General features: G+C 72.3%; 21 protein-coding genes. 15 read left to right on the top strand and 6 right to left on the bottom strand.

Annotation, left to right across the window (positions count from 1 at the left end; genetic code table 11):
* The first annotated feature begins 55 nt into the window (after nt 1-55).
* The gene (locus F0U47_RS22065; protein WP_149751865.1) at nt 56-1,657 is read left to right on the top strand and encodes a hypothetical protein; all 1,602 of its coding nucleotides are present in this window, start codon (nt 56-58) and stop codon (nt 1,655-1,657) included.
* An 89-nt stretch (nt 1,658-1,746) separates the two neighbouring features.
* Here F0U47_RS22065 and F0U47_RS18000 read toward each other — a convergent pair whose 3' ends face one another.
* Together F0U47_RS18000 and F0U47_RS17995 are read right to left on the bottom strand one after the other, a co-directional pair.
* Nucleotides 1,747-2,649, bottom strand: coding sequence for a PP2C family serine/threonine-protein phosphatase (locus tag F0U47_RS18000; protein ID WP_188111412.1), 903 nt, complete (start codon nt 2,647-2,649; stop codon nt 1,747-1,749).
* Nucleotides 2,646-3,344, bottom strand: coding sequence for a vWA domain-containing protein (locus F0U47_RS17995; RefSeq protein WP_149751863.1), 699 nt, complete (start codon nt 3,342-3,344; stop codon nt 2,646-2,648). Before F0U47_RS17995 ends, F0U47_RS18000 begins: the two co-directional genes overlap by 4 nt.
* Before the next feature lie 113 nt (nt 3,345-3,457).
* Here F0U47_RS17995 and F0U47_RS17990 point away from each other — a divergent pair, with 113 nt between their 5' ends.
* The 6 genes from F0U47_RS17990 to F0U47_RS17965 all read left to right on the top strand — a co-directional run bounded on the left by F0U47_RS17990 (nt 3,458) and on the right by F0U47_RS17965 (nt 11,514).
* Nucleotides 3,458-4,786 carry a protein kinase domain-containing protein gene (locus tag F0U47_RS17990; RefSeq protein WP_149751862.1) on the top strand — a complete coding sequence of 443 codons (1,329 nt, stop codon included), beginning with the start codon at nt 3,458-3,460 and terminating at the stop codon, nt 4,784-4,786.
* A 10-nt stretch (nt 4,787-4,796) separates the two neighbouring features.
* Nucleotides 4,797-6,659: an FHA domain-containing protein gene (locus F0U47_RS17985; protein ID WP_149751861.1), complete on the top strand. Its 1,863-nt coding sequence runs from the start codon at nt 4,797-4,799 to the stop codon at nt 6,657-6,659.
* Nucleotides 6,660-6,821: 162 nt separating this feature from the next.
* On the top strand, nt 6,822-8,531 hold the full coding sequence (locus tag F0U47_RS17980) for a S8 family peptidase (RefSeq protein WP_149751860.1): 1,710 nt from the start codon (nt 6,822-6,824) through the stop codon (nt 8,529-8,531).
* A gap of 60 nt (nt 8,532-8,591) precedes the next feature.
* Complete coding sequence (locus F0U47_RS17975; RefSeq protein ID WP_149751859.1) at nt 8,592-9,137, top strand: hypothetical protein; 546 nt, start codon at nt 8,592-8,594, stop codon at nt 9,135-9,137.
* Nucleotides 9,138-9,210: 73 nt separating this feature from the next.
* Nucleotides 9,211-9,879, top strand: a complete 669-nt coding sequence (locus F0U47_RS17970) for a YcnI family copper-binding membrane protein (RefSeq protein ID WP_149751858.1) — start codon at nt 9,211-9,213, stop codon at nt 9,877-9,879.
* A 3-nt stretch (nt 9,880-9,882) separates the two neighbouring features.
* Nucleotides 9,883-11,514, top strand: a complete 1,632-nt coding sequence (locus tag F0U47_RS17965; protein WP_149751857.1) for a copper resistance CopC/CopD family protein — start codon at nt 9,883-9,885, stop codon at nt 11,512-11,514.
* On the opposite strand, the gene F0U47_RS17960 is transcribed toward F0U47_RS17965, so the two are convergent.
* Nucleotides 11,507-12,379 (bottom strand): DUF8832 domain-containing protein, encoded by an 873-nt coding sequence (locus F0U47_RS17960; protein WP_149751856.1) that lies wholly within the window; start codon nt 12,377-12,379, stop codon nt 11,507-11,509. The two genes, F0U47_RS17965 and F0U47_RS17960, sit on opposite strands and share 8 nt — an antisense overlap.
* Nucleotides 12,380-12,543: 164 nt before the next feature.
* Between F0U47_RS17960 and F0U47_RS17955 the strand changes: the two genes are divergently transcribed.
* The 7 genes from F0U47_RS17955 (at nt 12,544) to F0U47_RS17925 (ending at nt 19,990) form a co-directional block, all read left to right on the top strand.
* A complete protein-coding gene (locus F0U47_RS17955) occupies nt 12,544-14,286 on the top strand; it encodes a S8 family serine peptidase (protein WP_149751855.1) in 1,743 nt (580 codons plus the stop codon).
* A 66-nt stretch (nt 14,287-14,352) separates the two neighbouring features.
* A complete protein-coding gene (locus F0U47_RS17950; RefSeq protein ID WP_149751854.1) occupies nt 14,353-14,931 on the top strand; it encodes a TIGR03086 family metal-binding protein in 579 nt (192 codons plus the stop codon).
* Between the two features lie 11 nt (nt 14,932-14,942).
* Nucleotides 14,943-16,889 (top strand): TIGR03960 family B12-binding radical SAM protein, encoded by a 1,947-nt coding sequence (locus tag F0U47_RS17945; RefSeq protein WP_149751853.1) that lies wholly within the window; start codon nt 14,943-14,945, stop codon nt 16,887-16,889.
* Nucleotides 16,890-16,919: 30 nt separating this feature from the next.
* The gene (locus F0U47_RS17940) at nt 16,920-17,759 is read left to right on the top strand and encodes a hypothetical protein (protein ID WP_149751852.1); all 840 of its coding nucleotides are present in this window, start codon (nt 16,920-16,922) and stop codon (nt 17,757-17,759) included.
* A complete protein-coding gene (locus F0U47_RS17935; RefSeq protein WP_149751851.1) occupies nt 17,756-18,463 on the top strand; it encodes a hypothetical protein in 708 nt (235 codons plus the stop codon). Before F0U47_RS17940 ends, F0U47_RS17935 begins: the two co-directional genes overlap by 4 nt.
* A 193-nt stretch (nt 18,464-18,656) precedes the next feature.
* The gene (locus F0U47_RS17930) at nt 18,657-19,673 is read left to right on the top strand and encodes a mechanosensitive ion channel family protein (protein WP_149751850.1); all 1,017 of its coding nucleotides are present in this window, start codon (nt 18,657-18,659) and stop codon (nt 19,671-19,673) included.
* 62 nt (nt 19,674-19,735) lie between these two features.
* A complete protein-coding gene (locus F0U47_RS17925; RefSeq protein ID WP_149751849.1) occupies nt 19,736-19,990 on the top strand; it encodes a hypothetical protein in 255 nt (84 codons plus the stop codon).
* A gap of 42 nt (nt 19,991-20,032) precedes the next feature.
* Here F0U47_RS17925 and F0U47_RS17920 read toward each other — a convergent pair whose 3' ends face one another.
* Nucleotides 20,033-20,254 (bottom strand): hypothetical protein, encoded by a 222-nt coding sequence (locus F0U47_RS17920; protein WP_149751848.1) that lies wholly within the window; start codon nt 20,252-20,254, stop codon nt 20,033-20,035.
* A gap of 95 nt (nt 20,255-20,349) precedes the next feature.
* Between F0U47_RS17920 and F0U47_RS17915 the strand changes: the two genes are divergently transcribed.
* A complete protein-coding gene (locus F0U47_RS17915; protein ID WP_149751847.1) occupies nt 20,350-21,996 on the top strand; it encodes an alkaline phosphatase D family protein in 1,647 nt (548 codons plus the stop codon).
* Between the two features lie 9 nt (nt 21,997-22,005).
* On the opposite strand, the gene F0U47_RS17910 is transcribed toward F0U47_RS17915, so the two are convergent.
* A complete protein-coding gene (locus tag F0U47_RS17910; protein ID WP_149751846.1) occupies nt 22,006-22,851 on the bottom strand; it encodes a DUF4190 domain-containing protein in 846 nt (281 codons plus the stop codon).
* A gap of 20 nt (nt 22,852-22,871) precedes the next feature.
* The gene (locus F0U47_RS17905) at nt 22,872-23,549 is read right to left on the bottom strand and encodes a DUF4190 domain-containing protein (protein WP_149751845.1); all 678 of its coding nucleotides are present in this window, start codon (nt 23,547-23,549) and stop codon (nt 22,872-22,874) included.
* Between the last annotated feature and the right edge of the window lie 3 nt (nt 23,550-23,552).

The following is a 23,552-nucleotide window of genomic DNA, read 5'->3' as shown; positions in this document are numbered from 1 at the left end:
GCCGCGATCGTAGGATTCCCCTGCCGCCCGGCGACGTCACCACCGAGGGAGATTCATGGAACTGCACGAGAGCCTGTACGCCTTGGGGCGGAGCCAGGGCCGGGAGCTGTTCAACGACGCCGACAGCTTCCGAGGTGCACTCGACGACTACCTCGACGAGGACAGCGCCTCGACGGGCGACATCAACCTCCTCGTGGACGCGGTCCGCCTCGGTGCCTACCAGGCCATGATGAGCATGCTCGAGAGCGGCGCGGACGCCGACCGTGCGGTCAGCGAGGCCGGCAGCCGGCTCGCCCGCGACCGGGGCAGTGCCGACGTCGGCGGCGCGAAGTGGGCGCTCGCGGTCCTCGGCTACGCCAGCGGCAAGGTCTCCGACGCCCAGGTCCGCAGGTACCGCACGCAGCACGCCTCCGCCCCGCTGCCGCCGCCCGCCGGCCCGCCGACCGTGTTCCCGCCGACCGGCACCCCGGCGAGCTCACCGACCCCGCCGATCTCGTCGCCGCCCCACCCGATCGCGAGCCAGCCGCCGCCGACCTCGCCGGTGTGGCCCAGCTCCGGCCCGACCCCGGGCGTCCCCGGCTCGGCTCCCGCCCCGATCGCCGGCGGGTCGTACGCCGCCCCGCCCCCGTCGTACGGCGGTTACGGCCACACGGCGCCGAAGAAGAAGCGCAAGGTCTGGCCGTACATCCTGATCGGCGCGGTGGTGCTGGCCCTGGTTCTCGGTGGCGGCATCTTCGCCCTCACCCAGCTCGGTGACGGCGACGACACCGACGAGCCCGACAAGGCCAAGACCAGCGACACCCCGGAGGGCCCGGACGTCAGCTTCGAGGCGATCAACGAGCGCTACACCAGCCTGGCGGCCATGGTCACGTCGGGCATGGACGAGTGCGTCGCGGCCGACCCGCAGTCCGGTCAGGACGAGAGGATCGAGTGCACCTTCCCGAACGGCAAGCTCGTGCTGACGACCTACACCTCCATCGCCGAGCTGAAGGCCGCGCGGCAGCGCCGGCTCAACTACGCCGAGGGCACGATCGTGTCCGACGTCGAGTCCGGTGCCTACTACCGGTTCGACCCGACCACCGCGGACGAGGAGAGCGCGGCGCCGCCGATCCTCTACTGGGACAGCCAGGCGGGGGTGCAGTCGGCCGAGCTCACCGGCTCGGCCGGCGTCACGGCCGACCAGCTCGACCCCGCCTTCCAGGCGGTGTCGGCGACGGTGACGCCGCCCGACGGCGCGACCGACATCGCGGTGACCGACTTCAATGAGCTCTTCGGCATCACCAACTGCAACCGGATCCCCACCGAGGTCGACGGCGAGACCGAGGAGAGCGAGTGCCGCCGGTCCGGCCGCCGCACCTGGGTCGGGAAGTTCGCCAAGGTCAACGACCTCCGGCGCTACCGGGCCAACGCCAAGACCCTCACGGAGCAGGACGAGGACCTCGTCGTCGACTACTGGTACAACGACGACAACGGCAACGGTGAGCAGGACGAGGACGAGCCCGAGCAGGGCAAGATCTACGGCTACATCGAGGAGCAGGACGGCGGCGAGAACTACGGCGTCCTCTACATCGACGACCTGGACTGCCGCTGCTACCTGCAGATGTACGACAAGGGCCAGGGCGACCCCGTCAAGCTCTACAACGTGATCTTCCCCTGATCTGCGTGAGCGTGTCGCGGACGATGCCGGGCACGCAGTCGAGGTGAGCGAAGCGACAGGTCGTTCGGCGGCTTGTGACGGGGCGCTGGCTAGGGCCGGTCGAGGGTGTCGGCGAGCGTCGGCACCTCGTCGGTCCGGTCCGGGTCGAACGGGCGCTCGTGGGCGCCGGCACCGAGGTCGCTGCGCGCGATGATCACCATCGAGGTGTCGTCGCCGCCGATCTGGGCGGGCTCCTCGAGCCACTGCGGCAGCTGCTCGCGCATCCACTCGAGGCCGCGGTTCCGGCCGAACTCGACGAGCTGCTCGCCGGTCTGCCGCCACCACCCCTCGGCGTCGACGCGGGAGGTGCCGAACCCGTCGGTGCACAGGAACGCCAGGGCGACGTCCTCGACCCGGGTGTCGATCACGGCGGTCCGGAGCGCGCGCAGGGGCTGCGGCTCGCACAGCGAGCTGGTGTGGAGGCCGTCCAGGTCGGGGTCCTCGGGCAGGGGGCGCATCGCCTCGCCCTGGTCGGACACGAGCACCGCGTCGCCGTCGCCGATCTGCAGGACGACGAGCAGGTCGCCGGAGACCGCCGCCGCGAGCAGCGTCGTGCCGTAGGGGCGGAGCGGGTCGTGGACGGCGGCGGCCTCCCGCTCGTCGTGGACGTCGTAGGGGTTGGCCTCGATGTGGTGGCGGACCTTGGTGACCCAGCTGTCGACGATGGCCGCCGCCGCCGTGGTCACGGTGTCGCCGGCCTCCTCCGGGTCGCTCAGCGTGCCGACCACCCGGCGCAGCTCCTCGACCGCGCTCACCACGGCGAGCCCGGAGCCGATGTCGCTGCGGAAGTGGGCCTTGTGGCCGTGGCCGTCCGCGACGGCCGCCACCGCCTGGGAGCCGTCGGACCAGGTCAGCACGGCGTCCTGCAGCGGAAGGTCGTCACGCACGTGCACCGAGCCGATCCGGGAGGCGGAGAGGACGGTCCAGACCCGGGGATGCTGCTCGAGGCTCACCCGAGGGTGCTCCAGATCGGGTCGCCGATCGGGCTCGGCGGCGCAGCCGTGAGACCCCCACCGCCGACAACCGGTCGCGAGGCGACCTTGCTGGCGGCCTTGGAGGCCCAGACGATGTACTCCACCAGCTGCTCGGGGTTGTCCGCGCGCAGCAGGGGCACGTCCTCGTCGCCGATGAACCGGCGCAGCGAGTGCATGTCGGCGTCGCGGCCGACGCCCAGCGCGAGCCGGACGGCCGTGGCGCCCCAGCGGTTGTTGAGGAGGGCCTGGAGGCCCTCGGCGAACGTCGTGCCGCTGCTCTGGGTGGGGCGGCCGTCGGACACCAGGATGATCGCGGGCGGGTAGGCGCTGGAGCTCTCGTCGAGGTGGGCGAGCGCGTCGGTCAGCGTGAGGAGGGCACTGCCGAGCTCGGTGAACCCGCGCGGCACGGCCTCGAGCCGCTCCCAGTGGATCTGGTCCACCGGCGTCGGCTCCTCGATCACCCAGCGCGGCTCGTTGGCGAACGCCAGGACCCGGATCAGCATCTCGGCGTGCGGGTTGGCGCGGGCCTCGTCCTTGAGGTGCGGCAGGACCTCGGAGATCGCGTTGTTCAGCGCCTGGATGCGGCCGCCACGCATCATCGACCCGGAGACGTCCAGGACGAAGATGAAGTGGAGGGGCTTCCGCGCCAAAGCGCCGCCCAAGCGGTCACTCATGCCGTCTCCTGTTGCCGGGTTTGGACGCCGCCGTCGTTGATCAGGCTATAGATTGTCACACACTGACAACGGTTCCCGGCGGGGAACGCGAGGCACGGAGGTCGGCAACACCCATGGTGCTGGCAGAGGGCGTCGAGGTTGACCTCGGCCCACTGGGCCGGGCCCGTGTCACCTCGCTCCTGGGCCAGGGTGGCCAGGGCTACGTCTTCGAGGTACGCCGCGACACCGGTGAGCCGCTCGCGCTGAAGTGGTACAAGCCCGAGAGCGCCACGACCGAGCAGTACCAGGAGATGCAGCAGCTCGTCGAGATCGGTTCTCCGCACCGACGGTTCCTGTGGCCGTTGAGCATGGCGCGGGTGCACAGCCAGCCGAGCTTCGGCTACGTCATGCACCTGCGGGACCCCCGGTTCCTCGAGCTCAGCTACCTCCTGCTCAACGCCGACCGCGACGGCAACCCGCTCGACGTCTCGTTCTCCTCGATCATCGAGCTCTGCCGTCAGCTGAGCTACAGCTTCCTTCGCCTGCACGCCCGCGGGCTGTGCTACCGCGACATCTCCTTCGGCAACGTCTTCTTCGATCCGGCCGGCGGCGACGTCCTGATCTGCGACAACGACAACGTCGGCATCGACAACGGCACGGGACGGGTGCTCGGGACGCCGTACTTCATGGCGCCGGAGGTCGTGCGCGACACGACCTACCGCACCCTGCCCAACACCGACACCGACCGGCACTCCCTGGCAGTGCTCCTGTTCTACGCGCTCTTCCTCGGCCACCCGCTCGAGGGCAAGCGCACCGACGCCGGCGTGCGGGACGCGCACTGGCTGATGACCCACTTCGGCACCGATCCGCTGTTCTGCATGCACCCGACCGACGAGAGCAACCGGCCGGCCGACATCGTCCAGCAGTACTGGCGGATCTACCCGCAGTTCCTGCGCGACCTCTTCGTGCAGGCGTTCGTCGACGGCATCGAGCGGCCGGGGGCGCGGGTCACCGAGGGCCAGTGGATCAAGGCGATGGACCGGCTCCGCGACGGTCTCCTCGCGTGCCCGACCTGCGGCACCACCAACTTCTGGAGCAGTGGCGAGCCGGACCCGGTGTGCTGGCAGGACGGTACGACGGTGCGGCCGCCGTACCTGCTCCAGGTCGGTCGCCGTACGGTCGCGGTCGGCCCGCAGGCCGCGATCAGGTCCGACCACCTCGCGTCCGGCGTCGACCACCCGGTCGTCCTCGGCGACCTCCGGCAGCACCCCCAGGCCCCGGAGCGGTGGGGCCTGCACAACGCCTCCGACTTCGCCTGGCCGGTCGCCTACCCCGGCGGGCAGAGCTTCGTGCTCGACCCCGACCGGACCATCGAGCTCGTCGCTGGAGCTCGGATCCAGATCCGGAACGCCACCGTCCAGGTGCGGCGACCGGCCTCGGCCACCCCGGCCGCCTCTGCCTAGGCTGGTGGGCATGTCACCGCTGGTGGTCGAGGTGGACGGTCGGGTCCTCCGCCTCGAGGGGAGCTCCGTGATCCGGATCGGTCGGGCGATCGAGGCCGAGGTCGTCCTCACCGCCGGCTCCGTCTCCCGGCAGCACGCCGAGCTCCGCCCGGTCGGCGGCACCTGGGTGCTGGTCGACACCGGCAGCCAGTTCGGGACCTTCGTCGACGGAGTGCGGGTCCGCGAGCACCCGATCACCGGCCCTACCCGGATCCGGTGCGGCCCGGTCGCGCCCGGGGCGGAGCTCACGATCACCCCGGAGGCCCAGGCGCCGGCCGGCCAGCAGGCGGCGAGTGCTCCCGCGCCGCCACCGCCGCCCCCGCCGCCCGCGCCGGCGGAGTCCTTCGAGGAGCCGACGATGCCGCCGCCCCCGGGTGAGCGGCCGGTCGCGCAGTCGCGCTTCGCCCCGCCTGCCGAGCGGCGGGTGGAGGTCCCGGACCCGGCCGCCGCCGGCGCCGGGCCGTCCGGCACCCAGGTCGCCCGCCCCTCCACGCCGCCCCCACCTCCGGTGGTCCCGCCCGGCCTCGACCAGACCCAGGTGCTGGCGGCACAGCCCTCGGTGCCGACCGCCGCCGGCGGCCCGCCTCCGGTCCGGTCCGGTCCCGACCTGCTCCTCGTCGCGGAGGGACAGGAGCACCGGTTCCGTCACCCCGCCCAGATCACGATCGGCCGGCTGCCCGACTGCACGGTCGTGCTCAAGGACCCCTCGGCGTCCCGCCTGCACGGCAGGGTCACCGCGACGCCGGGCGGCTGGACCTACGCGAACGAGTCCAACGAGGGCACCTTCCTCAACGGCCGTCGGGTCACGACGAAGCACTTCGACGAGCGCACCGTGCTGCGCCTCGGCCACCCGGTCGCCGGGCCGGAGGTGACCCTGGTCCCGATCCTCTCGGCCGTGGAGGAGGAGAGGCGGATCGCACGCCGCCGGCTGACCCGGATCCTGCTGCTCGCGGGCACCGCTGCCGGGGTCCTCCTCCTCATCGTGGGCATCGCCGCGACGGCAGTGCTGCTGAGCCGCGACGACGACCAGCCCAGCTCCGGCGGAGCGCCCAGCGCCACCGCGACGACCACCCCGTCCGAGACGGGGGACTCCGGCGCGACGCCCGACGAGCTCACCGAGCCCGAGCTCGACGCCGCCAAGGCGGCGACGGTTCAGGTGCTCGGCGAGAGCCACTACCTCGATGACCCGGACGAGGAGCTCGCCTACGGCGGATCGGGCTCGATCATCCGCTCCGACGGGTTGATCCTCACCAACGCCCATGTCGCCGCGCCCGAGTCGCCGGGCATCGTCGAGACCTACGGCCCGGAGGCGGCGATCGCCGACCCGGAGTTCCTGCTGATCTCCACCACGGACGGCGCTACCGACACGACCTCGCCGCCGGAGTACCGCGCGCGCGTCGTCGCCGCCGACGGCTACCTCGACGCGGCGGTCCTCCAGATCTACGCGAAGGCCGACGGGTCCTCGCTCGACGGCGACCTGTCGCTCCCGGCCGTCCCGGTCGGGGACTCCGGTGACGTCCGCGCGGGCGACGACGTCACCGTCCTGGGGTTCCCTGCCGTCGCCGGGCCCGGCGACTCGATCACCGTGACCACCGGCGTCATCTCGACCGTGCTCAGCAACCCCGACCTGGGCCCGCGCTCTGAGTTCGACACCGAGGCCCGGATCGCGCCCGGCAACTCCGGCGGGATGGCCGTCGACAACGACGGCCTCCTCATCGGCCTCCCGACCGCGCTCCAGTTCGACCCCAGCGGCTCGCCCGTCACGAGTGGCCGGATCCGCGCGATCGACGTGGTCAAGGACCTGATCGACGAGGCCGAGCAGGCGGTCGGCTGAGCAAGCGGGCGGTGACAGGCCCCTGGATCCGCCTGAGGTATGAAAAATCGGGGGAATCCTGGCTGTTTCGGCCTGTGCGGGGGCCCACAGTGCCAGCATCGGACGAACCGCAGACCAGCCTGGGCAGCTCGGGTACCCGGAATCCCTTGGGGAGTTACTCACATGCCCAACTCGAAGCGCGCACGCTCCCGTGCGCTGCGGCTCGCAGCCGGCGCCCTCGTCGCCGGCGGGCTCGCCGCCCTCAGCCACGACCCCGCCGTCGGCGCGCCCGACGTCCGACACGACCTCGGCCGCGCGACGTCGGCCGACGGGTCGGTCAGCCGGGTCATCCAGGGGCAATACATCGTCGTCATGAAGGACAACGCGAGCGTCGCGGCGACGCGCGACGCCCGTCGCGACGCCGTCCAGCACGGCGGCGACATCCTGTTCGACTACAGCGCTGCCCTCGACGGCTTCGCGGCCCGACTGCCCGACCGTGCGCTGCAGGCGCTCGAAAACAACCCGCGTGTCGCATATGTCGAGGCCGATCGGACAGTCACCGCCTTGGGCGACCAGTACGACCCGCCGTGGGGGCTCGACCGGATCGACCAGCGCGCCCGCCCGCTCAACCGGTCCTACCACTACGACCGCACCGGCGCGGGTGTGAACGCCTACATCATCGACAGCGGCATCCGGCGGACGCACGCGCAGTTCGGCACCCGGGCGAGCCACGGGTTCAGCTCGATCCCCGACGGGAACGGCTCGCTCGACTGCAACGGCCACGGGACCCACGTCGCCGGGACCGTCGGCGCAGCCAAGTACGGCGTCGCCAAGGCCGTCCGCCTGGTGGCCGTGCGGGTCCTCGACTGCGAGGGCAGCGGGTCCTTCGCCGGCGTCATCGCGGGCATCGACTGGGTCACCGGCGACCATGACCCGGGCGAGCCCGCAGTCGCGAACATGAGCCTGGGTGGCGGCTTCTCGAGCGCAGTCAACGACGCCGTGGCCAACTCGATCGCGGACGGCGTCAGCTATGTCGTCGCCGCCGGCAACAGCAACGTCGACGCGTGCACCGCCTCGCCCGCCAGCGCGCCCGACGCGCTCACGGTGGGTGCGACGACCTACAACGACGCGCGGGCGTCGTACTCCAACTGGGGGACCTGCCTCGACCTGTTCGCCCCGGGTTCGCAGGTGCTGTCGACCTACGCGGTCTCGAACAGCTCCGTCCACATCGAGAACGGCACCTCGATGGCGAGCCCGCACGTCGCGGGCGTCGTGGCGACGTACCTGCAGCAGTTCCCGAACGCGAGCCCGGCCACGACCGCCAACGCGATCCGCAACAGTGCGACCCCGAACCGGGTGACTGGCATCGGTACGGGGTCGCCCAACAAGCTGCTCTACTCCAAGTTCAGCAGCACGATCACCTCGCCGCCGCCGCCGGCGTCCACGAACAAGGTCGCGCAGCCCGGGTTCGAGTCCGGGCCGGGCATCTGGCAGGGTCAGGAGTGGACGATCGACTGTGACGCCGGCCCGCCGCCGCCGCGGTCGGGCCTGTGCCACGCCGTGCTGGGCGACGAGGGCTTCTCCTCGACCGAACAGCTGAGCCAGCGTGGCATCGTCGTGCCGGCCGGGTCGCCGGTGCTGCAGTTCTACACCCGGATCACGACGGACGAGTTCGGCACCACCCCCTTCGACAGGCTGCAGGTGCGAGTGGTCGCGGGGGGCACGTCGACCACTGTCATGACGCTCTCGAACGCGAACGCGTCGGCGGGCTACGTCCTGCGCTCGGCGTCGATGGCCGCGTTCGCGGGTCAGACGGTCGAGCTGCGGTTCGTCGGAGTCGAGGACTGGGCGGTGGCGACGGCGTTCCTCATCGACGACGTCTCGGTCAGCTGATCACGTCCCGGACCACCGGCCGGCACCTGCCGCCGGCCGGTGGTCCGGCATGATGAGCGGGTGCTGATCCTGCGCGAGGTGCCCCGGTCCGGGGTGCGCCTGTCCGCAGGGCTGTCAGCGGCGGAGACGACGACCGCGCTCGCGATCGCGCACACCACGGCCGGTGGCGAGCTGCCGTCGGCGGGGTGGCTGCTGGCGATCGCCGCGACGGCGTACGCCGCCGGCCTGGTCGTGCTCCGCGGCCGGGCGCCGGTCCGGCTCGTGCTGCCCGCGCTGGTCGGGCTGCAGGTGGTCATGCACGCATGGCTGGTCCAGCTCACGAGCGGCGGCGGCCTCCACCCCCACGGTGCCGGCGCGGACGCGCTGCTCGGCCTGTCGTGGCCGATGCTCCTGGCGCACCTGGCTGCGGGCGCTGTCGCGGCCGTCGTGTGGATCGCGCGCCGCCGTGCGGTCGACGTGCTCCTCGGCTGGTCGGACACCCCCTCGCTGCCGACGCCGCACCGCACCCGGGTCGCCGCGTGGCGAGTCGCGGTCGCGCTCGTCGGACGCGACGTCGTGGCGGGGCCGACCCGCGGGCCACCCGCGCGGTCGCTCGCGACCGCCTGACCGAACCCTGTCCGGATCGGTGGGTGGGTCGCGCCCGCCCGCACGCACCCGATCCTGACGACAAGGAACATCCATGCACATCCGACGTACAGTCCTGCCCGCTGCAGGCGCACTCACTGCCATCGCGCTGATGGCCGCGCCGGCAGCCGCCCATGTGAGCGTCACGCCGAGCGCGACCGGCGCCGGCGCCTACACGGTGCTGACCTTCAGCGTCCCGCACGGCTGCGACGGCTCGCCGACGACGCGCGTCGCCATCGACCTGCCGGCGGGGATCTACGCGGTCACCCCGACCCGCAACCCCTACTGGAACGTGGAGAAGGTGATGGACCGGCTGGAGGAGCCGATCACCGACGGGCACGGCAACAAGGTCACGGAGCGGGTCGCGCAGGTCGTCTACACCGCCCGCACCCCGCTGCCCGACGGCCAGCGCGACACGTTCGAGCTGTCTCTCCAGCTGCCCGACGCGGAGGGCGAGACGCTCGCCTTCCCGGTCGTGCAGGGCTGTGAGCGGGGGGTGACCGGCTGGACCGAGGTCGCGGCCGACGGCCAGGACGCCGAGGCCCTCGAGCACCCGGCGCCGCTGGTGACGATCACCGCGGCCGACGAGCCTGCAGGTCGGGTCGAGGCGACCGACGAGGAGGAGGTCGAGGAGGGCGGCGGCCTCGCGCTCGCCGGCCTCGGCGCCGGGATCCTCGGCGTCGTTCTGGGTGGTCTCGCGCTCGCCCGGAGCCGGAGGGCCTGACCGATGAGGCGTGCGCTGACGACGCTGCTGCTCGCCGGGCTCCTCGTGGGCTCGGCGGCCGCACCGGCGTCCGCGCACGCCTCGCTGGTCTCGTCCGACCCCGCCGAGGGCGAGGTCCTCCAGGAGGCGCCGGAGGTCGTCACCCTCACCTACGACGAGCCGGTGTCCGTGGTGGACGACGGCATCCAGGCCTACGACGCCACGGGAGAGCCGCTCGACGTCGACGCCACTGCGCGGGACGAGGTCGTGACGGCCGAGCTGCCCGACGACCTCGCCGACGGCACCTACGTCGTCGCCTGGCGGGTGGTCTCCACGGACGGCCACCCGATCGCCGGGTCGCTGACCTTCCACCTCGGGGCGCCGAGCGAGTCGGTCTCCCCGCCGCGGGACGCACCGGCGACTGACGACACCGCCATGCGCGCGGTCGCGAGTGTCGTGCAGGGGCTGTCGTACGTCGCCCTCCTGCTCGCCGCCGGCCTCACGATCTTCCTGTCCTGGACGTCGCGTGGCATCCGCCTCCACGAGTCCGTACGCCGACGCCTGCTCCGGCTCCTCCGCGTCTCGGCCGCGGCCGCGGTCACGGTGGCCGCGATCGCCGTACCCGTGTCCGGCGCCTACCAGCGCGGAGCCGGCATCGGCGGCGTGCTCGAGCCGGGCTCGTTCGACCCGGCCCTGGTGGGTGACGACCTCACGGTGCTCGTGCTCCAGGTCGTCGGGCTCGGCCTGGCGGCCGCGCTCGCCGGCCGCCCGACCCCGTCCCTGGCGGGCGACCTCGGCGCGGGCCTCGCGGTCTGGTCGCCGGCGCTGGTGGGCCATACCCGCGCCTACGAGCCGGTCTCCCTCCTCGTCCTCACCGACGCCCTCCACCTCAGCGCCGGCGCGGTCTGGCTGGGCGGCCTGGTCGGTCTCGTCCTCACGATCCCGTCACTCGCGGGCCGCGAGCGCGACGGGGCACTGCTGCTCAGCCGGTTCTCGACCGTCGCCGCCGGGCTGCTCGCGGTCCTGGCCGTCGCGGGGGCCCTCCTGGGTTGGCGCATCCTCGGCTCCTGGAGCGGGCTCGTCGACACGACCTACGGCCGGCTGCTGCTGGTCAAGGTCGGCATCGCGCTCGTCGTCGTCGCCGTCGCCGCGTGGAACCGCCTCCGGCTGCTGCCGGGCGTCAGCGAGGGCGCCCACGAGGCGCGCCGCCGGGGGACGTACGCCGTCCGCCGCGCGGTCACCGTCGAGGCGGTCCTCCTGGTGGGTCTGCTCGGCGTGACCGGCTTCCTGGTCGAGCAGCCGCCGCGCGAGGACCCGGCAACCACGGCCGCCGCGACAGCCACCGCCGTCGGGCGCGCCGTCGCGGGGGACCTCCAGGTCCTCGCGGTGCTGGACGCGGGCACGGGACGACAGCGGCAGCTGACGGTGCAGGTCCAGGACCTGGCAGGTGAGCCGGTCGACCTCCACGCCCGTCCCGAGGTCTCCCTCAGGTCCGGAGACCTGGACCTCGGCACCGTCCCGGTGACGCCGACGGGGGCCGGGACCTACCTCGCCGACGTCACGTTCCCGTCCGCGGGGGCGTGGGAGGTCCAGGTGAGCCTCCGCGTCGACGAGTTCGAGAACCCGGTCACGACGCTGACCGTCGACGTCAGCTGACCGGGACGGTGACGGGCACCGTGTGGAGGAAGCCGTCGACCCGCACCTGCACGAAGAAGCGGTAGTCGCCGGCCTCCTCGAACGCGGTGTGGAAGGTCAGCACCGTGCCGTCCTGCGTGGTCTCGGGCGCGCCGTAGGGGTGCACGTGCACGAAGCCGCCGCTGCCGACCACGAAGCCGGTCACGTGCGCGGAGGTGCCGAGATAGCTGCCCAGCGTCAGCGGGTTCCCGTCGACGTCGGTGACGGCCAGCCGGAGCCGTCCGTCCCGGCCGACCTCGCCGGGGCCCACCGCGGCCACGCGGACCACCCCGTCGTCGCTCGTCTGCTCACCGGCCGGCGGCACGCCGGCGGACCGCCACCGCCCGGGCACCGTCACGGTCGTGCCGAGCAGCACCGGCCGCTCGGTGGCGGCGGGCCGGAACTCCGTGATCACCCGGTAGTCGCCCGGCTCCCCGAGGTCGGCGCGGGCCGTCCAGGTGCCGTCGTCGAGGACCGGGTGCAGGTGCCGGAAGACCGCGAGGTCGGTGCGTACGACGTACAGGTGCAGCAGCTTCGTCTGCTCCTCGACGTAGTCGGTGACCGGCCGCCCGTCGCGACCCAGCACCCGGAACCGGACGTCTCCCGGCGCTCCTGCCCGGCCCGGCAGGCGCACGGCGTCGAGCCGGTAGCCGCCGGCAGTCGCGCGGGTGCCGTCGCCGATGGGCCCGGCGTCGGTCTCGCCCGGCGCGTGGGTGTGGCCTTCGCCCTCTGCCGGCGGGTTGACCACGACCCGGTCGGGGTCGGCCGGTGGGCCCTCGGTGCCGGTGCAGCCGGTCGCCAGGCACAGGACGGCAGCGACGGCGGCGGTCAGGCGGCAGGTGCTCATGGCGCGGCCGAGTGTAGAGACCGCGCCCTGGTGCAGTTACCTGCAGTGCAAGAAGTTGAGCGTAGGCGGGTGTGCTCCGGCGTCACTACGGTCCGCGAGGGTGCCCGATCGGGCACCCGAGGCAGCAGCCCCACAGGGCTGCACGGAACACCAAGGTGACACACATGTCCACAGCAACAGCCCGCGTCATCACGCGGGCGATCGTCGCAGCAGCGGTGGCGGTCGCGACCGGAGGTGCCCTCGTCGGGGGCGCCGCCTCGTCCGGAGCAGCGCCCGGGTCCCCGGCTGCGCTGACCGACCAGCCCCTCGTGGCTCAGAACGACGACCTCGCGCCGGTCATCGGGAAGTCCGCGCCGGGGGCGATCGACGGTCGCTACATCGTCGTGCTGAACCCGCAGGCGTCACGTACGGCAGCCGGTCACGCCCGGGCCAGCGCCGTCGACAACGGCGGCAAGGTCGTCCACCAGTACAAGGCGGCCCTCAACGGCTTCGCCGCGAGGCTGCCCGACCGCGCCGTCGAGGCGCTGCGCGCCAACCCCGCCGTCGCCTACATCGAGGTCGACCGCGAGGTCTCGATCGACGCCGACCAGACCGGTGCCACCTGGGGCCTCGACCGGGTCGACCAGCGCGACCTGCCGCTGAACCAGACCTACCACTACGACGCCACCGGTTCGGGGGTGAAGGCCTACGTCATCGACACCGGCGTCCTCACGACCCACAACCAGTTCACGGGCCGCACCGCGGCCGGCTACTCGGCCATCAGCGACGGCCGGGGCACCACCGACTGCAACGGCCACGGCACCCACGTCGCCGGCACGGTCGGCGGGACGACGTACGGCGTCGCCAAGGGCGTCACGATCATCCCCGTGCGCGTGCTCAACTGCCAGGGCAGCGGCACCGACTCCGGCGTCATCGCCGGCATCGACTGGGTCACCTCCAACCACACCAGCGGCCCGGCAGTCGCCAACATGAGCCTCGGCGGCGGCGTCTCCAGCGCCCTCGACACCGCGGTCAACAACTCGATCAACGACGGCGTCTTCTACGCGGTCGCGGCCGGCAACGACTACGGCGCCGACGCGTGCAACGGCTCGCCGTCGCGTGTCGCGGCCGCGGTGACGGTCGGCTCGACCACGAGCAGCGACGCCCGGTCGGACTTCTCCAACATCGGTTCCTGCCTCGACATCTTCGCTCCCGGCTCGGGCATCACCTCGGCATGGCACACCTCGACGACCGCGACCAACACGATCAGCGGCACGTCGATGGCGACCCCGCACGTCGCCGGCGCCGCGGCGCTCTACCTCCAGGGCCACACCTCGGCGTCGCCGGCGACGGTCGCGTCGTGGCTGACCACGAACGCGACCACGGGCAAGGTCACCAACCCCGGCACGGGCTCGCCGAACCGGCTGCTCTACACGCTCGAGGGCGGCACGACCCCGCCCCCGCCGCCCCCGCCGTCGGGCAACCTGCTGCTCAACCCCGGGTTCGAGTCGGGCAACACCGGCTGGACCGCGTCCTCCGGCGTGATCACGAGCTCCACCAGCCGCCCGGCCCGGACCGGCTCGTGGAAGGCGTGGCTCAACGGCTACGGCTCGAGCACCACCGAGACGCTCAGCCAGAGCGTCACGCTGCCGGCGACCGGCACGAAGACTCTGGCGTTCTACGTCCGGATCGACTCGGCGGAGACCACCGGCTCGGTCGCCTACGACACCCTCAAGGTCCAGATCGTGTCCGGGGGCGTGACGACCACGCTGGCGACGTACTCCAACCTCAACGAGAACACGTCGTACGTGCAGAAGTCCTTCAGCCTCGCGTCCTACGCCGGGAAGACGGTGACGGTGAAGTTCACCGGCACCGAGGACTCCAGCCTGCAGACGTCGTTCGTCATCGACGACACGTCGGTGAGCTGATCGCCTGACCCGCACCGGCCGGCGCCGACCCTGGCGCCGGCCGGTCCGTGGGCGCACCATGGGTCGATGGACACCGAGGACATGCACCGCCGCACGGTCGACTGGTGGACCATGTGCGTCGACGCCGTGGGACCCGACCAGTGGGCGGACCCGACGCCGTGCGCGGACTGGGACGTGCGGGCACTCGTCAACCACGTCGCGGGGGAGGACCTGTGGACCGTCCCGTTGATGGAGGGCCGCACGCTCGACGAGGTCGGCGACCGGTTCGACGGTGACGTGCTCGGCGCCGACCCGGTCGCGACGGCGCGCACTGCCGCCGACGCGGCAGTACTCGCGGTGGGCGACCTGCTGCCGCGTCGCGAAACCGTGCACCTGTCGTACGGCGAGGAGCGGGCGGACGAGTACGTCTGGCAGCTCGCCGCGGACCACCTCGTCCACGGCTGGGACCTCGCCGTCGCGATCGGCGCCGAAGCGCGGATCTCGCCGGAGCTGGTGGCCGCCCTGTCCGAGTGGTTCGCCTCCCGCGAGGAGATGTACCGCCACGCCGGGGCTGTCGGCCCGCAGGCCCCGCTCACCGGGGATCCGCAGCACGACCTGCTGGCCCGCTTCGGCCGCGATGAGGCGTGGACGCCATCCGCGCCGTAAAATCGGGTCCCATGCCTGCGTCCCTCTTCCCCCGCCTCGAACCGCACCTGTTGTCGGTCTCGAAGCCGATCCAGTACGTCGGCGGCGAGCTCAACTCGGTGAGCAAGGAGTGGGACTCGGTCGAGGTGCGCTGGGCGCTCATGTATCCCGACGCCTACGAGGTCGGCCTGCCCAACCAAGGCGTCCAGATCCTCTACGAGGTCCTCAACGAGCGGCCCTGGATCCTCGCCGAGCGCACCTACTCGGTGTGGCCCGACATGGAGGCCGTGATGCGGTCCGAGGGGATCCCGCAGTTCACGGTCGACAGCCACCGCCCGGTAGGGGCGTTCGACGTGTTCGGCGTCAGCTTCTCGACCGAGCTCGGCTACACGAACCTCCTCAACGCGCTCGACCTGGCGGGGATCCCGATCCACGCCGTCGACCGCACCGACGAGCACCCGATCGTGATCGCCGGCGGGCACGCCGCGTTCAACCCGGAGCCGATCGCCGACTTCCTCGACGCCGCCGTGCTCGGCGACGGAGAGGAGGTCGTGCTCGCGATCTCGGAGGTCGTGCGGGAGTGGAAGGGCGAGGGGTCGCCCGGTGGGCGGCTCGAGCTGCTCCGGCGACTGGCCGTCAGTGGCAGTGTCTACGTGCCGCAGTTCTACGACGTGTCGTACGACGCCCCCGAGGACGGAGCGCGGATCGCGGCCGTCGTCCCCAACCGCCCGTGGGCTCCCGACCGGGTGCGCAAGCACACCCTGATGGACCTCGACTCCTGGCCCTACCCGGCCAACCCGCTGGTGCCGCTCGCCGAGACCGTGCACGAGCGGTTCAGCGTCGAGATCTTCCGCGGCTGCACACGTGGCTGCCGGTTCTGCCAGGCCGGGATGATCACCCGGCCGGTGCGCGAGCGGTCGATCGAGACGATCGGCGCGATGGTCGACAACGGCGTGAAGAAGACCGGCTTCGAGGAGGTCGGCCTGCTCTCGCTGAGCTCTGCCGACCACACCGAGATCGGCGACGTGGCCAAGGGCCTCGCCGACCGCTACGAGGGGTCGAACGTCTCGCTGTCGCTGCCGTCGACACGGGTCGACGCCTTCAACATCACCCTCGCCAACGAGTTCTCCCGCAACGGCCGGCGCTCCGGCCTGACCTTCGCGCCCGAGGGCGGCAGCGAGCGGATGCGGAAGGTGATCAACAAGATGGTCACCGAGGAGGACCTGATCCGCACCGTGGCGACGGCGTACTCCCACGGCTGGCGGCAGGTGAAGCTCTACTTCATGTGCGGTCTCCCCACCGAGACCGACGAGGACGTCCTGCAGATCGCCGAGCTGGCGAAGAAGGTGATCGCCAAGGGCCGCGAGGTCTCCGGCCGCAACGACATCCGCTGCACGGTGTCGATCGGCGGGTTCGTGCCCAAGCCGCACACGCCGTTCCAGTGGGCCGCGCAGCTCGACGTCGAGACCACGGACCGCCGCCTCCGTCAGCTGCGCGAGACGGTGCGCGCCGACAAGCGCTACGGACGCGCGATCGGCTTCCGCTACCACGACGGGCAGCCCGGCATCATCGAGGGACTGCTGTCCCGCGGCGACCGCCGGGTCGGCCGGATCATCGAGACCGTGTGGCGTGACGGTGGCCGCTTCGACGGGTGGAGCGAGCACTTCTCCTACGACCGCTGGGTGGCTGCCGCCGAGGCCGCGCTCGAGGGCACCGGTGTCGACCTCGACTGGTACACCACCCGCGACCGCGACTACGACGAGATCCTCCCGTGGGACCACCTCGACTCCGGCCTCGACAAGGACTGGCTGTGGGCGGACTGGGAGGACGCACTCGCCGTCGCCTCGGGGGAGTCGGACGTCGAGGTCGAGGACTGCCGCTGGACCCCCTGCTACGACTGCGGCGTGTGCCCGGAGATGAACACCGAGATCCAGATCGGCCCCACCGGCCAGAAGCTGCTGCCGCTCACCCCGGTGTAGCCCGCTGGTGGTGTGCCAGGATTCACCGCTGTGCGTCACGTGCTGGACCTCGGGTCCCGGAAGTTCTGGAGGTTCACCGGCCGGGAGGCCGACCTCGACGGCCGCGAGAGGTGGCTGCAGGCACCGATGAGCGGCTCGCCGCGGGTCACCGACGAGTGGGTGCAGGCTGAGGCGGTGCGGCACGGGGGCGTCCCGGTGCGGGCCGACGCGCACGCCGGTCTGTTGCCCTCCATGGCGATGCTCGACGGGCCCGGGTTCGACGCCGGGCGGCTGCGGCCGGAGATCCGCGACTTCTACGAGCACACGGCGGCCTGGCAGATGGAGGCGTGGACCGGCTGGTCGCCGCTGTTCTGGCCCGCCGGGGAGCTGGTCGCCCGCCTCTTCGGTCGCCGGGTCGAGCAGCTGGCCCTCCCGATGCGGCCCCTCGACGTGGCCCACGGCATGGACAGCGAGGTCACGCTGATCCGTGACCGGCACGGCGCCCAGGTCGCGGCCGCGTGGGTGCGCACGCTGCGCGGCAGCGGGCGGCGCGTGTTCAGCGGCAGCTACTCGGCGCGCACCCTGCCCGGGGCCAGCCGCCCGAGCGTGCACGTCGCGTTTCCTCTCGAGTCGGGCAACGTCCAGGTGTTCCTGCGTCCCACGGTCGACGACGACGGTGCGCTCGTCCTGGAGTCGTCACCCGGCCGCTTCGGACAGGACGGCGCGTACGTCGTCGTGCGCGACCGCCGGGACTACGCCGCCCGGGCGCCGCTGCACGAGCGGTTTCGCGTCTACCTGGACCAGCACGGCGTGCTCCGCACGGACCACGAGCTGCGCCTCTGGAACGCGCCGGCAGTGCGCCTCCACTACAAGCTCGAGCGCGCGTCGTGACCGTCCACACCTTCCACCTCGCCGAGGTCCCGCGCTCCGTGAGCGCCCGAGCCCTGATGAGTCCGCCGTCCGCCACCGCCGCGCCCGGGCTCGACCATGGCGAGTGCATGGCCCTCATGCGGCTCGGGGCGCCCACCCTGTCGCCGGACCGCATGCAGCTGCGTCGCCTGGCCGTCTTCGCGCAGTGGCGTGACGAAGATGCCGTCGACCGCTTCCTGACGGCGGACCCCCTCGGCCGCCACCTCTCCCAGGGCTGGCACGTGCGCCTGGAGTACCTGCGCCGGTGGTCGACGCTGGCTGCGCTGCCCGGCCTGCCGGCGCGCGCCGGCGCGTGGGAGCAGGACGAGCCGGTCGTCGCGTTCACGCTCGCGCGAATGCGCTTGAGGGAGGTTCCCCGGTTCCTGCGGTGGGGCAAGCCGGTCGAACGACTGGTCCGCGATCATCCGGGCACCACGCTCGCGCTCGCGGCCTTCCGGCCGCCGCGCACGATCGCGACGTTCTCGGTCTGGCGCACCGTGCGCGAGATGGAGGAGATGGTGCGCGGCCGCTCCGCCGTGCCAGGTGCGGACCGGCACGCCTCCGCGATGGCCGAACGAGGACGGCGCGACTTCCACCACGAGTTCGCCACCTACCGCTTCCGTCCGCTCTCCGAGCACGGCGTCTGGAGGGGGCGGACGCGCATCGTGCCGACGGGCGCCTCCTGACGGTGCGGGGACTTGGGAGTCAGCAGTGCCGTGAGGGTCCTCACGCGGAGGCCGCCCGTGTTCACCGTGGGGCATCGGGTACGGACGAGAGCTGAAGCGCTGACCGAACACCCAACCGAAGGGATCCATGCTCGACCTGCTGGCCGCACGACCGACGTTGGTACTTCTGGGCACGTTCGCAGGTGCTGTTGCAGTGGGATGGCTCTCCGGCCGGGCGCTGGCGCTCGCCGCCCGCGTGGCCCGGCGGCCGTTCCTCCTCCGAGCGCATGAACGGTGCCACCTCGCCTGGCTGGCGACCCTGGTCTCGGCGAGCGAGCTCGCCGCGGTGGGTTCCGCGGGGCTGCCGCTCGACGTGCAACGTCCGGTCCGGCACGCACTGGTGATCGCGACCATCGGTGCGGTGTCCTGGCTGGTGGCCAGTGTGGCGTTCCTCGTCGAGGACGGCGTCCTGCGGCGGGTCAAGGTGGACGTCCGCGACAACCGTCGCGCCCGGCGGGTCCGCACGCAGCTGGGGATCATCCGGCGGCTGACCGCCGTGCTCGTCACGATCATCGGGCTGGCCGCCGCCCTGATGACGTTCGACACGATGCGGACGTACGGCGCCTCGGTGCTGGCCTCGGCCGGCCTGGTCGGCATCGTGGCCGGCCTGGCGGCCCAGACGACGCTCAGCAACATGTTCGCCGGCCTGCAGCTGGTCTTCACCGACGCGCTGAGGTACGACGACATCGTGGTCGTCGAGCAGCAGTGGGGGCGCATCGAGGAGCTGACCCTGACCTATGTCGTGGTGCACCTCTGGGACGAGCGGCGACTCGTGCTGCCCGCGACCTACTTCACGACCACGCCGTTCGAGAACTGGACCAGGTCCGAGTCGCGGGTGCTGGCCGCCCTGGAGCTGCACCTGGACCCGTCGGCGCCGGTCGGTGAGCTCCGCACGAAGACCCGGGAGCTGGTCGAGGCGAACCCGCTCTGGGACCGCCGGGAATGGGTCCTCCAGGTCACCGACAACACCGAGCTGACGATGGTCGTGCGGATCACCGCGTCCGCTGCGGACGCGTCGTCCGCGTGGGACCTCAAGTGCGACCTGCGCGAGCAGCTTCTCGACTGGGTCCAAGCGCACCATCCGCAGGCCCTGCCTCGGATGCGGACGCAGACGACCGGCACCGACGGCCGGGTCGGCGGATACCGGGATGCCCTGCGACAGGCGGGGTAGTCCTCGGAGAGGAGGACCCCGGCGCCGACCGGTTGTCCGGCGTCCCTGGCAAGGAGGATCGCATGTCCCTCTGGTCACGTTTCCGGGCGCTTCTCGGCGACGCCCCGGCCACCGAGCCCGAGCCGCGCGACGACGCGGCTGCCGTCCAGTCCGGCCTCCCGGAGGACACCGGCGGGAAGCCCGACGAGACCGGCGTCGACCCGCACAGCACGACGGGCACCAGCCCCAATGACACCTTCGTCGGGCGCGCCGGCGGGGACGACGCGGGGTACCTCGAGACAGGTGCGGAGAAGCGGGCGGAGGACGAGCGCGACTGACACGCCGGGCGCGAGGGCCGGCGTGTCAGTCGGAGCGTCGGGTCAGCTCGACCGGCCCAGCACCTCGGCCGCCGAGACGGCGGCGTGCCGGTTCTCGATCTCGTCGGCCAGGCGGCGGATCTCGTCGTCGCTCATCTCGACGCCGACCTCGTCGGCGCCGCGGCGGAGCTCGTCGGCAACGGTGCCCTCGGGCGCTCCGTCCTGCCACGAGGTCACCCGGTCGACAACGGCCTGGATCGCTTCCATCCTCTCGTCTGCAGTCATGGCCGGGCGGTACCCGATGGTCCGACCTCGATCCGGTCACGGACTCTTCACGCACGCGTCGACGTCCGGACGCCCCACCACGATTGGCTCCCGTCATGCGTTCCACTCGGAGAAGCATGTTGCGGGCCGGTGTCCTCACCGGGGCCGCCACCGTTGCCGTCACGGGGCCGATCGGCTTCCTCGACACCCGCGCCACCGCGGCTGCGGCGCCGCTGCGCCGGGACCCGTTCACGCTCGGCGTCGCCTCGGGTGACCCGCTGCCGGACGGCTTCGTCATCTGGACCCGGCTCGCGCCGTCGCCGCTCGAGCCGGACGGCCTCGGCGGGATGCCGTCGCGCAGCTACGAGGTGCTGTGGCAGGTCGCGACCGACGAGCGGTTCACCGACGTCGTGCGCTCCGGCACCGCCACGGCCTCACCCGCGTGGGCGCACGCGGTCCACGTCGAGGTGACCGGCCTGAAGCCCGGCCGCGAGTACTACTACCGGTTCCGCCAGAGCGCCTGGACCAGCGGCGTCGGCCGCAGCGTCACGGCACCCGCCCCGGGCGCCGTCGTACCGTCGATGACGATGGCGTTCGCCTCGTGCTCGAACCTCCCGGCCGGCTACTTCACCGCGTACGGCGCGCTGGCGGACGAGCGACCGGACCTGGTCCTGCACCTCGGGGACTACCAGTACGAGGGCGCCGGCGACGGCATCGGCCGCCACCACGCCGGACCGGAGACGGTGACGCTGGCCAACTACCGGCAGCGGCACGCCCAGTACAAGACCGATCCTGACCTCCAGGCCGCGCACGCCGCCGCGCCGTGGCTGGTGGTGTGGGACGACCACGAGGTCGACAACAACTACGCCGACGACCTCGCCGACCGGGCGGTCGAGCAGCCCGGGTTCCTCGAGCGGCGGGCAGCGGCGTATCGCGCCTACTACGAGAACCTCCCGCTGCGTCGCACGTCGGTGCTGAGCGGGCCGGACCTGCAGCTCTTCCGCCGGGTGCACTGGGGCAGCCTCGCGACGTTCCACATGCTCGACACCCGGCAGTACCGCTCGGACCAGGCGTGCGGCGACGGCTACAAGGACTGCCCGGAAGCGGCCGACCCGTCGCGGTCGCTGCTCGGCAGCGAGCAGGAGCAGTGGCTGGCGTCGGGGTTCGCCGCCTCAGAAGCCGGGTGGGACCTGCTCGGCCAGCAGGTCTTCTTCGGCCGGCGCGACCGCGACCCGGAAGCGGCGACCACCGTGTCGATGGACGCCTGGGACGGCTACCCGGCGACCCGGCAGCGCGTCGTCCGGTCGTGGACGGACGCCGGCGTCCGCAACCCCGTGGTCCTCACCGGCGACGTCCACGCGCACTGGGCGTCCGACGTGTACGCCGACGTCGCCGACCCGACCTCACCGGTGGTCGGCTCCGAGCTGATCACGTCGTCGATCTCCTCCGGCGGGGACGGCTACGACGAGCCGACCGGCACGCACCCGTGGGCGGCGTGGAACCCCAACCTGCGGTTCTGGACCAACCTGCGCGGCTACGTCAGCACCACGATCACCCCGGACGCGCTCACCGCGCGCTTCCGCTGCGTCCCGAAGGTCAGCGAGCCGGGCGCGGCCGCGTTCACCCGGGCGACGTTCGTGATCGAGGACGGCGTGCGCGGCCTGCAGGCCGAGGGCACCAGCCTGCGGTCGCGTCGCACCAACGACGCCCCGGACCGGGAGCGGATCGTCCGCGACACCATTCGCGAGGAGACGAAGGGCTGAGGCCGTCCGTCACTCCCGGGAGCCGCGGAGACTTCCGGTGAACTTGCCGGCGTCCGGCCGGGCCAGGCTGCAGAGGATGGTGCGATCGCCGAAACGCCAGGTCATCTTGGAGGGGAAGTGCATGACGAAGTCGAGCTTCGACCGGCGGTAGGCAATGCCGACGTAGTCCTTGAAGGCGGTGTAGCAGTCGAGCGAACGGCGGTCGAGCGCCTTCTGGCCCGGGTAGTCGTCACTCTCCAGCGTGATGATGTGGTAGACCTCGGCCTGGTGCTCCTGGGCGCACGGCACGACCGTCACGGTTGCGGACGCCTCGCCATCCGAGCCGTCGGTCGGGATGTCGTCGAGCCTGGGCTCGTTGAAGCAGTCCCCGACCCGGAGCTTGTCGAGCGTGACCGTCCCGGCCTCCGTGACGCGACCGTCCTCGTCGCGCTCCGTCGTGTCGACGCCGTTGACCACGACCACCACGACGTAGGCGATGTTCGCGATCACGAGCAGCCCCGAGATGACCAGCGCGGCGATCGCCCTGCCCCTGCCGTGGTCGCCGCCGTCGGCGGCGCGCACGAGGACGGCGATCGCGAGGCCGATCGCCACGAGGAACGCGAACGGGATGCAGAACAGCAGCGAGAGGGTGAGCGCCCAACCGGCCATCTTGCGCGAGGTGCTCGCGTTGAACCGCTCGACGGGCGCCGGCATCCGCGTCGTCGTCGGCGGCCGACCAACGGCCTGCTGGGTCGCCAGCCAGTCCTCGAGCGACATCCCGCCGGACCTGGGCGTCGCCCGCCCCTGCGACGACTCGGGCGTGGGGTCCATCCCGGGACCGGGCGGGGTCAGGCCCTCCGGCGGCTTGTCACTCATCCTTCACGCCCAGCCCCTCGTCAGTCGGCGATCGACTCGTCGAGGTCAGCGCCGTCCGTGCGTTGCAGGTAGCAGACGAACGGGTCGCCGGGGTCCGGGTCGTCCGACTCGACGACGACCCCGAGCTCGTAGTCGCCCGAGTCGAGCGCGCTCCGGTAGTCCTCGTCGAGGCTGTCGGCGCAGACCGGGTCCGGCTCGTCGGCGTCGAACACATCGGCCTCGCTCGAGGTGAGGTTGTCGGCGACGACGATCTCCGCGTCGTGGGGCTCGTCGCAGTCCTTGTCCCAGATCGTCGCGTCGGGTCCGTCCCCGACCTCGTCGATGTCCACGCACTGGCCGACGTCGGCGTTGTCGATGAGCACCGTGCTGGTCCCGAACCACACGAAGGAGACGATGCTGCCCGCGAAGACGAGGGTCCCGATGGCACCGATCACGACGGCCGACACCGCCGCCCACCGGCCGCTGCGGACGCCGTCCTTGGTGCGGCTCAGCCCGACGATGCCGAGGATGAGGCCGACCACGCTGGTGCAGCAGAGCAGGCTGAGCACGAAGCCGGCGATCGAGACGCCGTCGGTGCCATGTCCAGTGGCAGAGGCACCCGGCGGGGAGTAGGGACTGCCGCCGTAGGGCGCGGAGCCGTAGGGCTGGTACGGCGGCTGCTCGCCGGGCTCGGGCGCGCCGCCGTAGGGGTGGCTCACGGT

The organism is Nocardioides antri, from assembly GCF_008373765.1.
GTDB classification, from domain to species: Bacteria; Actinomycetota; Actinomycetes; order Propionibacteriales; family Nocardioidaceae; genus Nocardioides; species Nocardioides antri.
This window is presented reverse-complemented; position numbering and strand designations above follow the sequence as displayed.

Excerpts from the sequence above, each read along its gene's own strand:
- F0U47_RS17950 (WP_149751854.1), top strand. The coding sequence starts at position 14,353 with ATGGACACCGAGGACATGCACCGCCGCACGGTCGACTGGTGGACCATG.
- F0U47_RS17980 (WP_149751860.1), top strand. The coding sequence starts at position 6,822 with ATGCCCAACTCGAAGCGCGCACGCTCCCGTGCGCTGCGGCTCGCAGCC.
- F0U47_RS17995 (WP_149751863.1), bottom strand. The coding sequence starts at position 3,344 with ATGAGTGACCGCTTGGGCGGCGCTTTGGCGCGGAAGCCCCTCCACTTC.
- F0U47_RS17955 (WP_149751855.1), top strand. The coding sequence starts at position 12,544 with ATGTCCACAGCAACAGCCCGCGTCATCACGCGGGCGATCGTCGCAGCA.
- F0U47_RS17915 (WP_149751847.1), top strand. The coding sequence starts at position 20,350 with ATGCGTTCCACTCGGAGAAGCATGTTGCGGGCCGGTGTCCTCACCGGG.
- F0U47_RS17970 (WP_149751858.1), top strand. The coding sequence starts at position 9,211 with ATGCACATCCGACGTACAGTCCTGCCCGCTGCAGGCGCACTCACTGCC.
- F0U47_RS22065 (WP_149751865.1), top strand. The coding sequence starts at position 56 with ATGGAACTGCACGAGAGCCTGTACGCCTTGGGGCGGAGCCAGGGCCGG.
- F0U47_RS17990 (WP_149751862.1), top strand. The coding sequence starts at position 3,458 with ATGGTGCTGGCAGAGGGCGTCGAGGTTGACCTCGGCCCACTGGGCCGG.
- F0U47_RS17945 (WP_149751853.1), top strand. The coding sequence starts at position 14,943 with ATGCCTGCGTCCCTCTTCCCCCGCCTCGAACCGCACCTGTTGTCGGTC.
- F0U47_RS17925 (WP_149751849.1), top strand. The coding sequence starts at position 19,736 with ATGTCCCTCTGGTCACGTTTCCGGGCGCTTCTCGGCGACGCCCCGGCC.
- F0U47_RS17910 (WP_149751846.1), bottom strand. The coding sequence starts at position 22,851 with ATGAGTGACAAGCCGCCGGAGGGCCTGACCCCGCCCGGTCCCGGGATG.
- F0U47_RS17920 (WP_149751848.1), bottom strand. The coding sequence starts at position 20,254 with ATGACTGCAGACGAGAGGATGGAAGCGATCCAGGCCGTTGTCGACCGG.
- F0U47_RS17960 (WP_149751856.1), bottom strand. The coding sequence starts at position 12,379 with ATGAGCACCTGCCGCCTGACCGCCGCCGTCGCTGCCGTCCTGTGCCTG.
- F0U47_RS17985 (WP_149751861.1), top strand. The coding sequence starts at position 4,797 with ATGTCACCGCTGGTGGTCGAGGTGGACGGTCGGGTCCTCCGCCTCGAG.
- F0U47_RS17965 (WP_149751857.1), top strand. The coding sequence starts at position 9,883 with ATGAGGCGTGCGCTGACGACGCTGCTGCTCGCCGGGCTCCTCGTGGGC.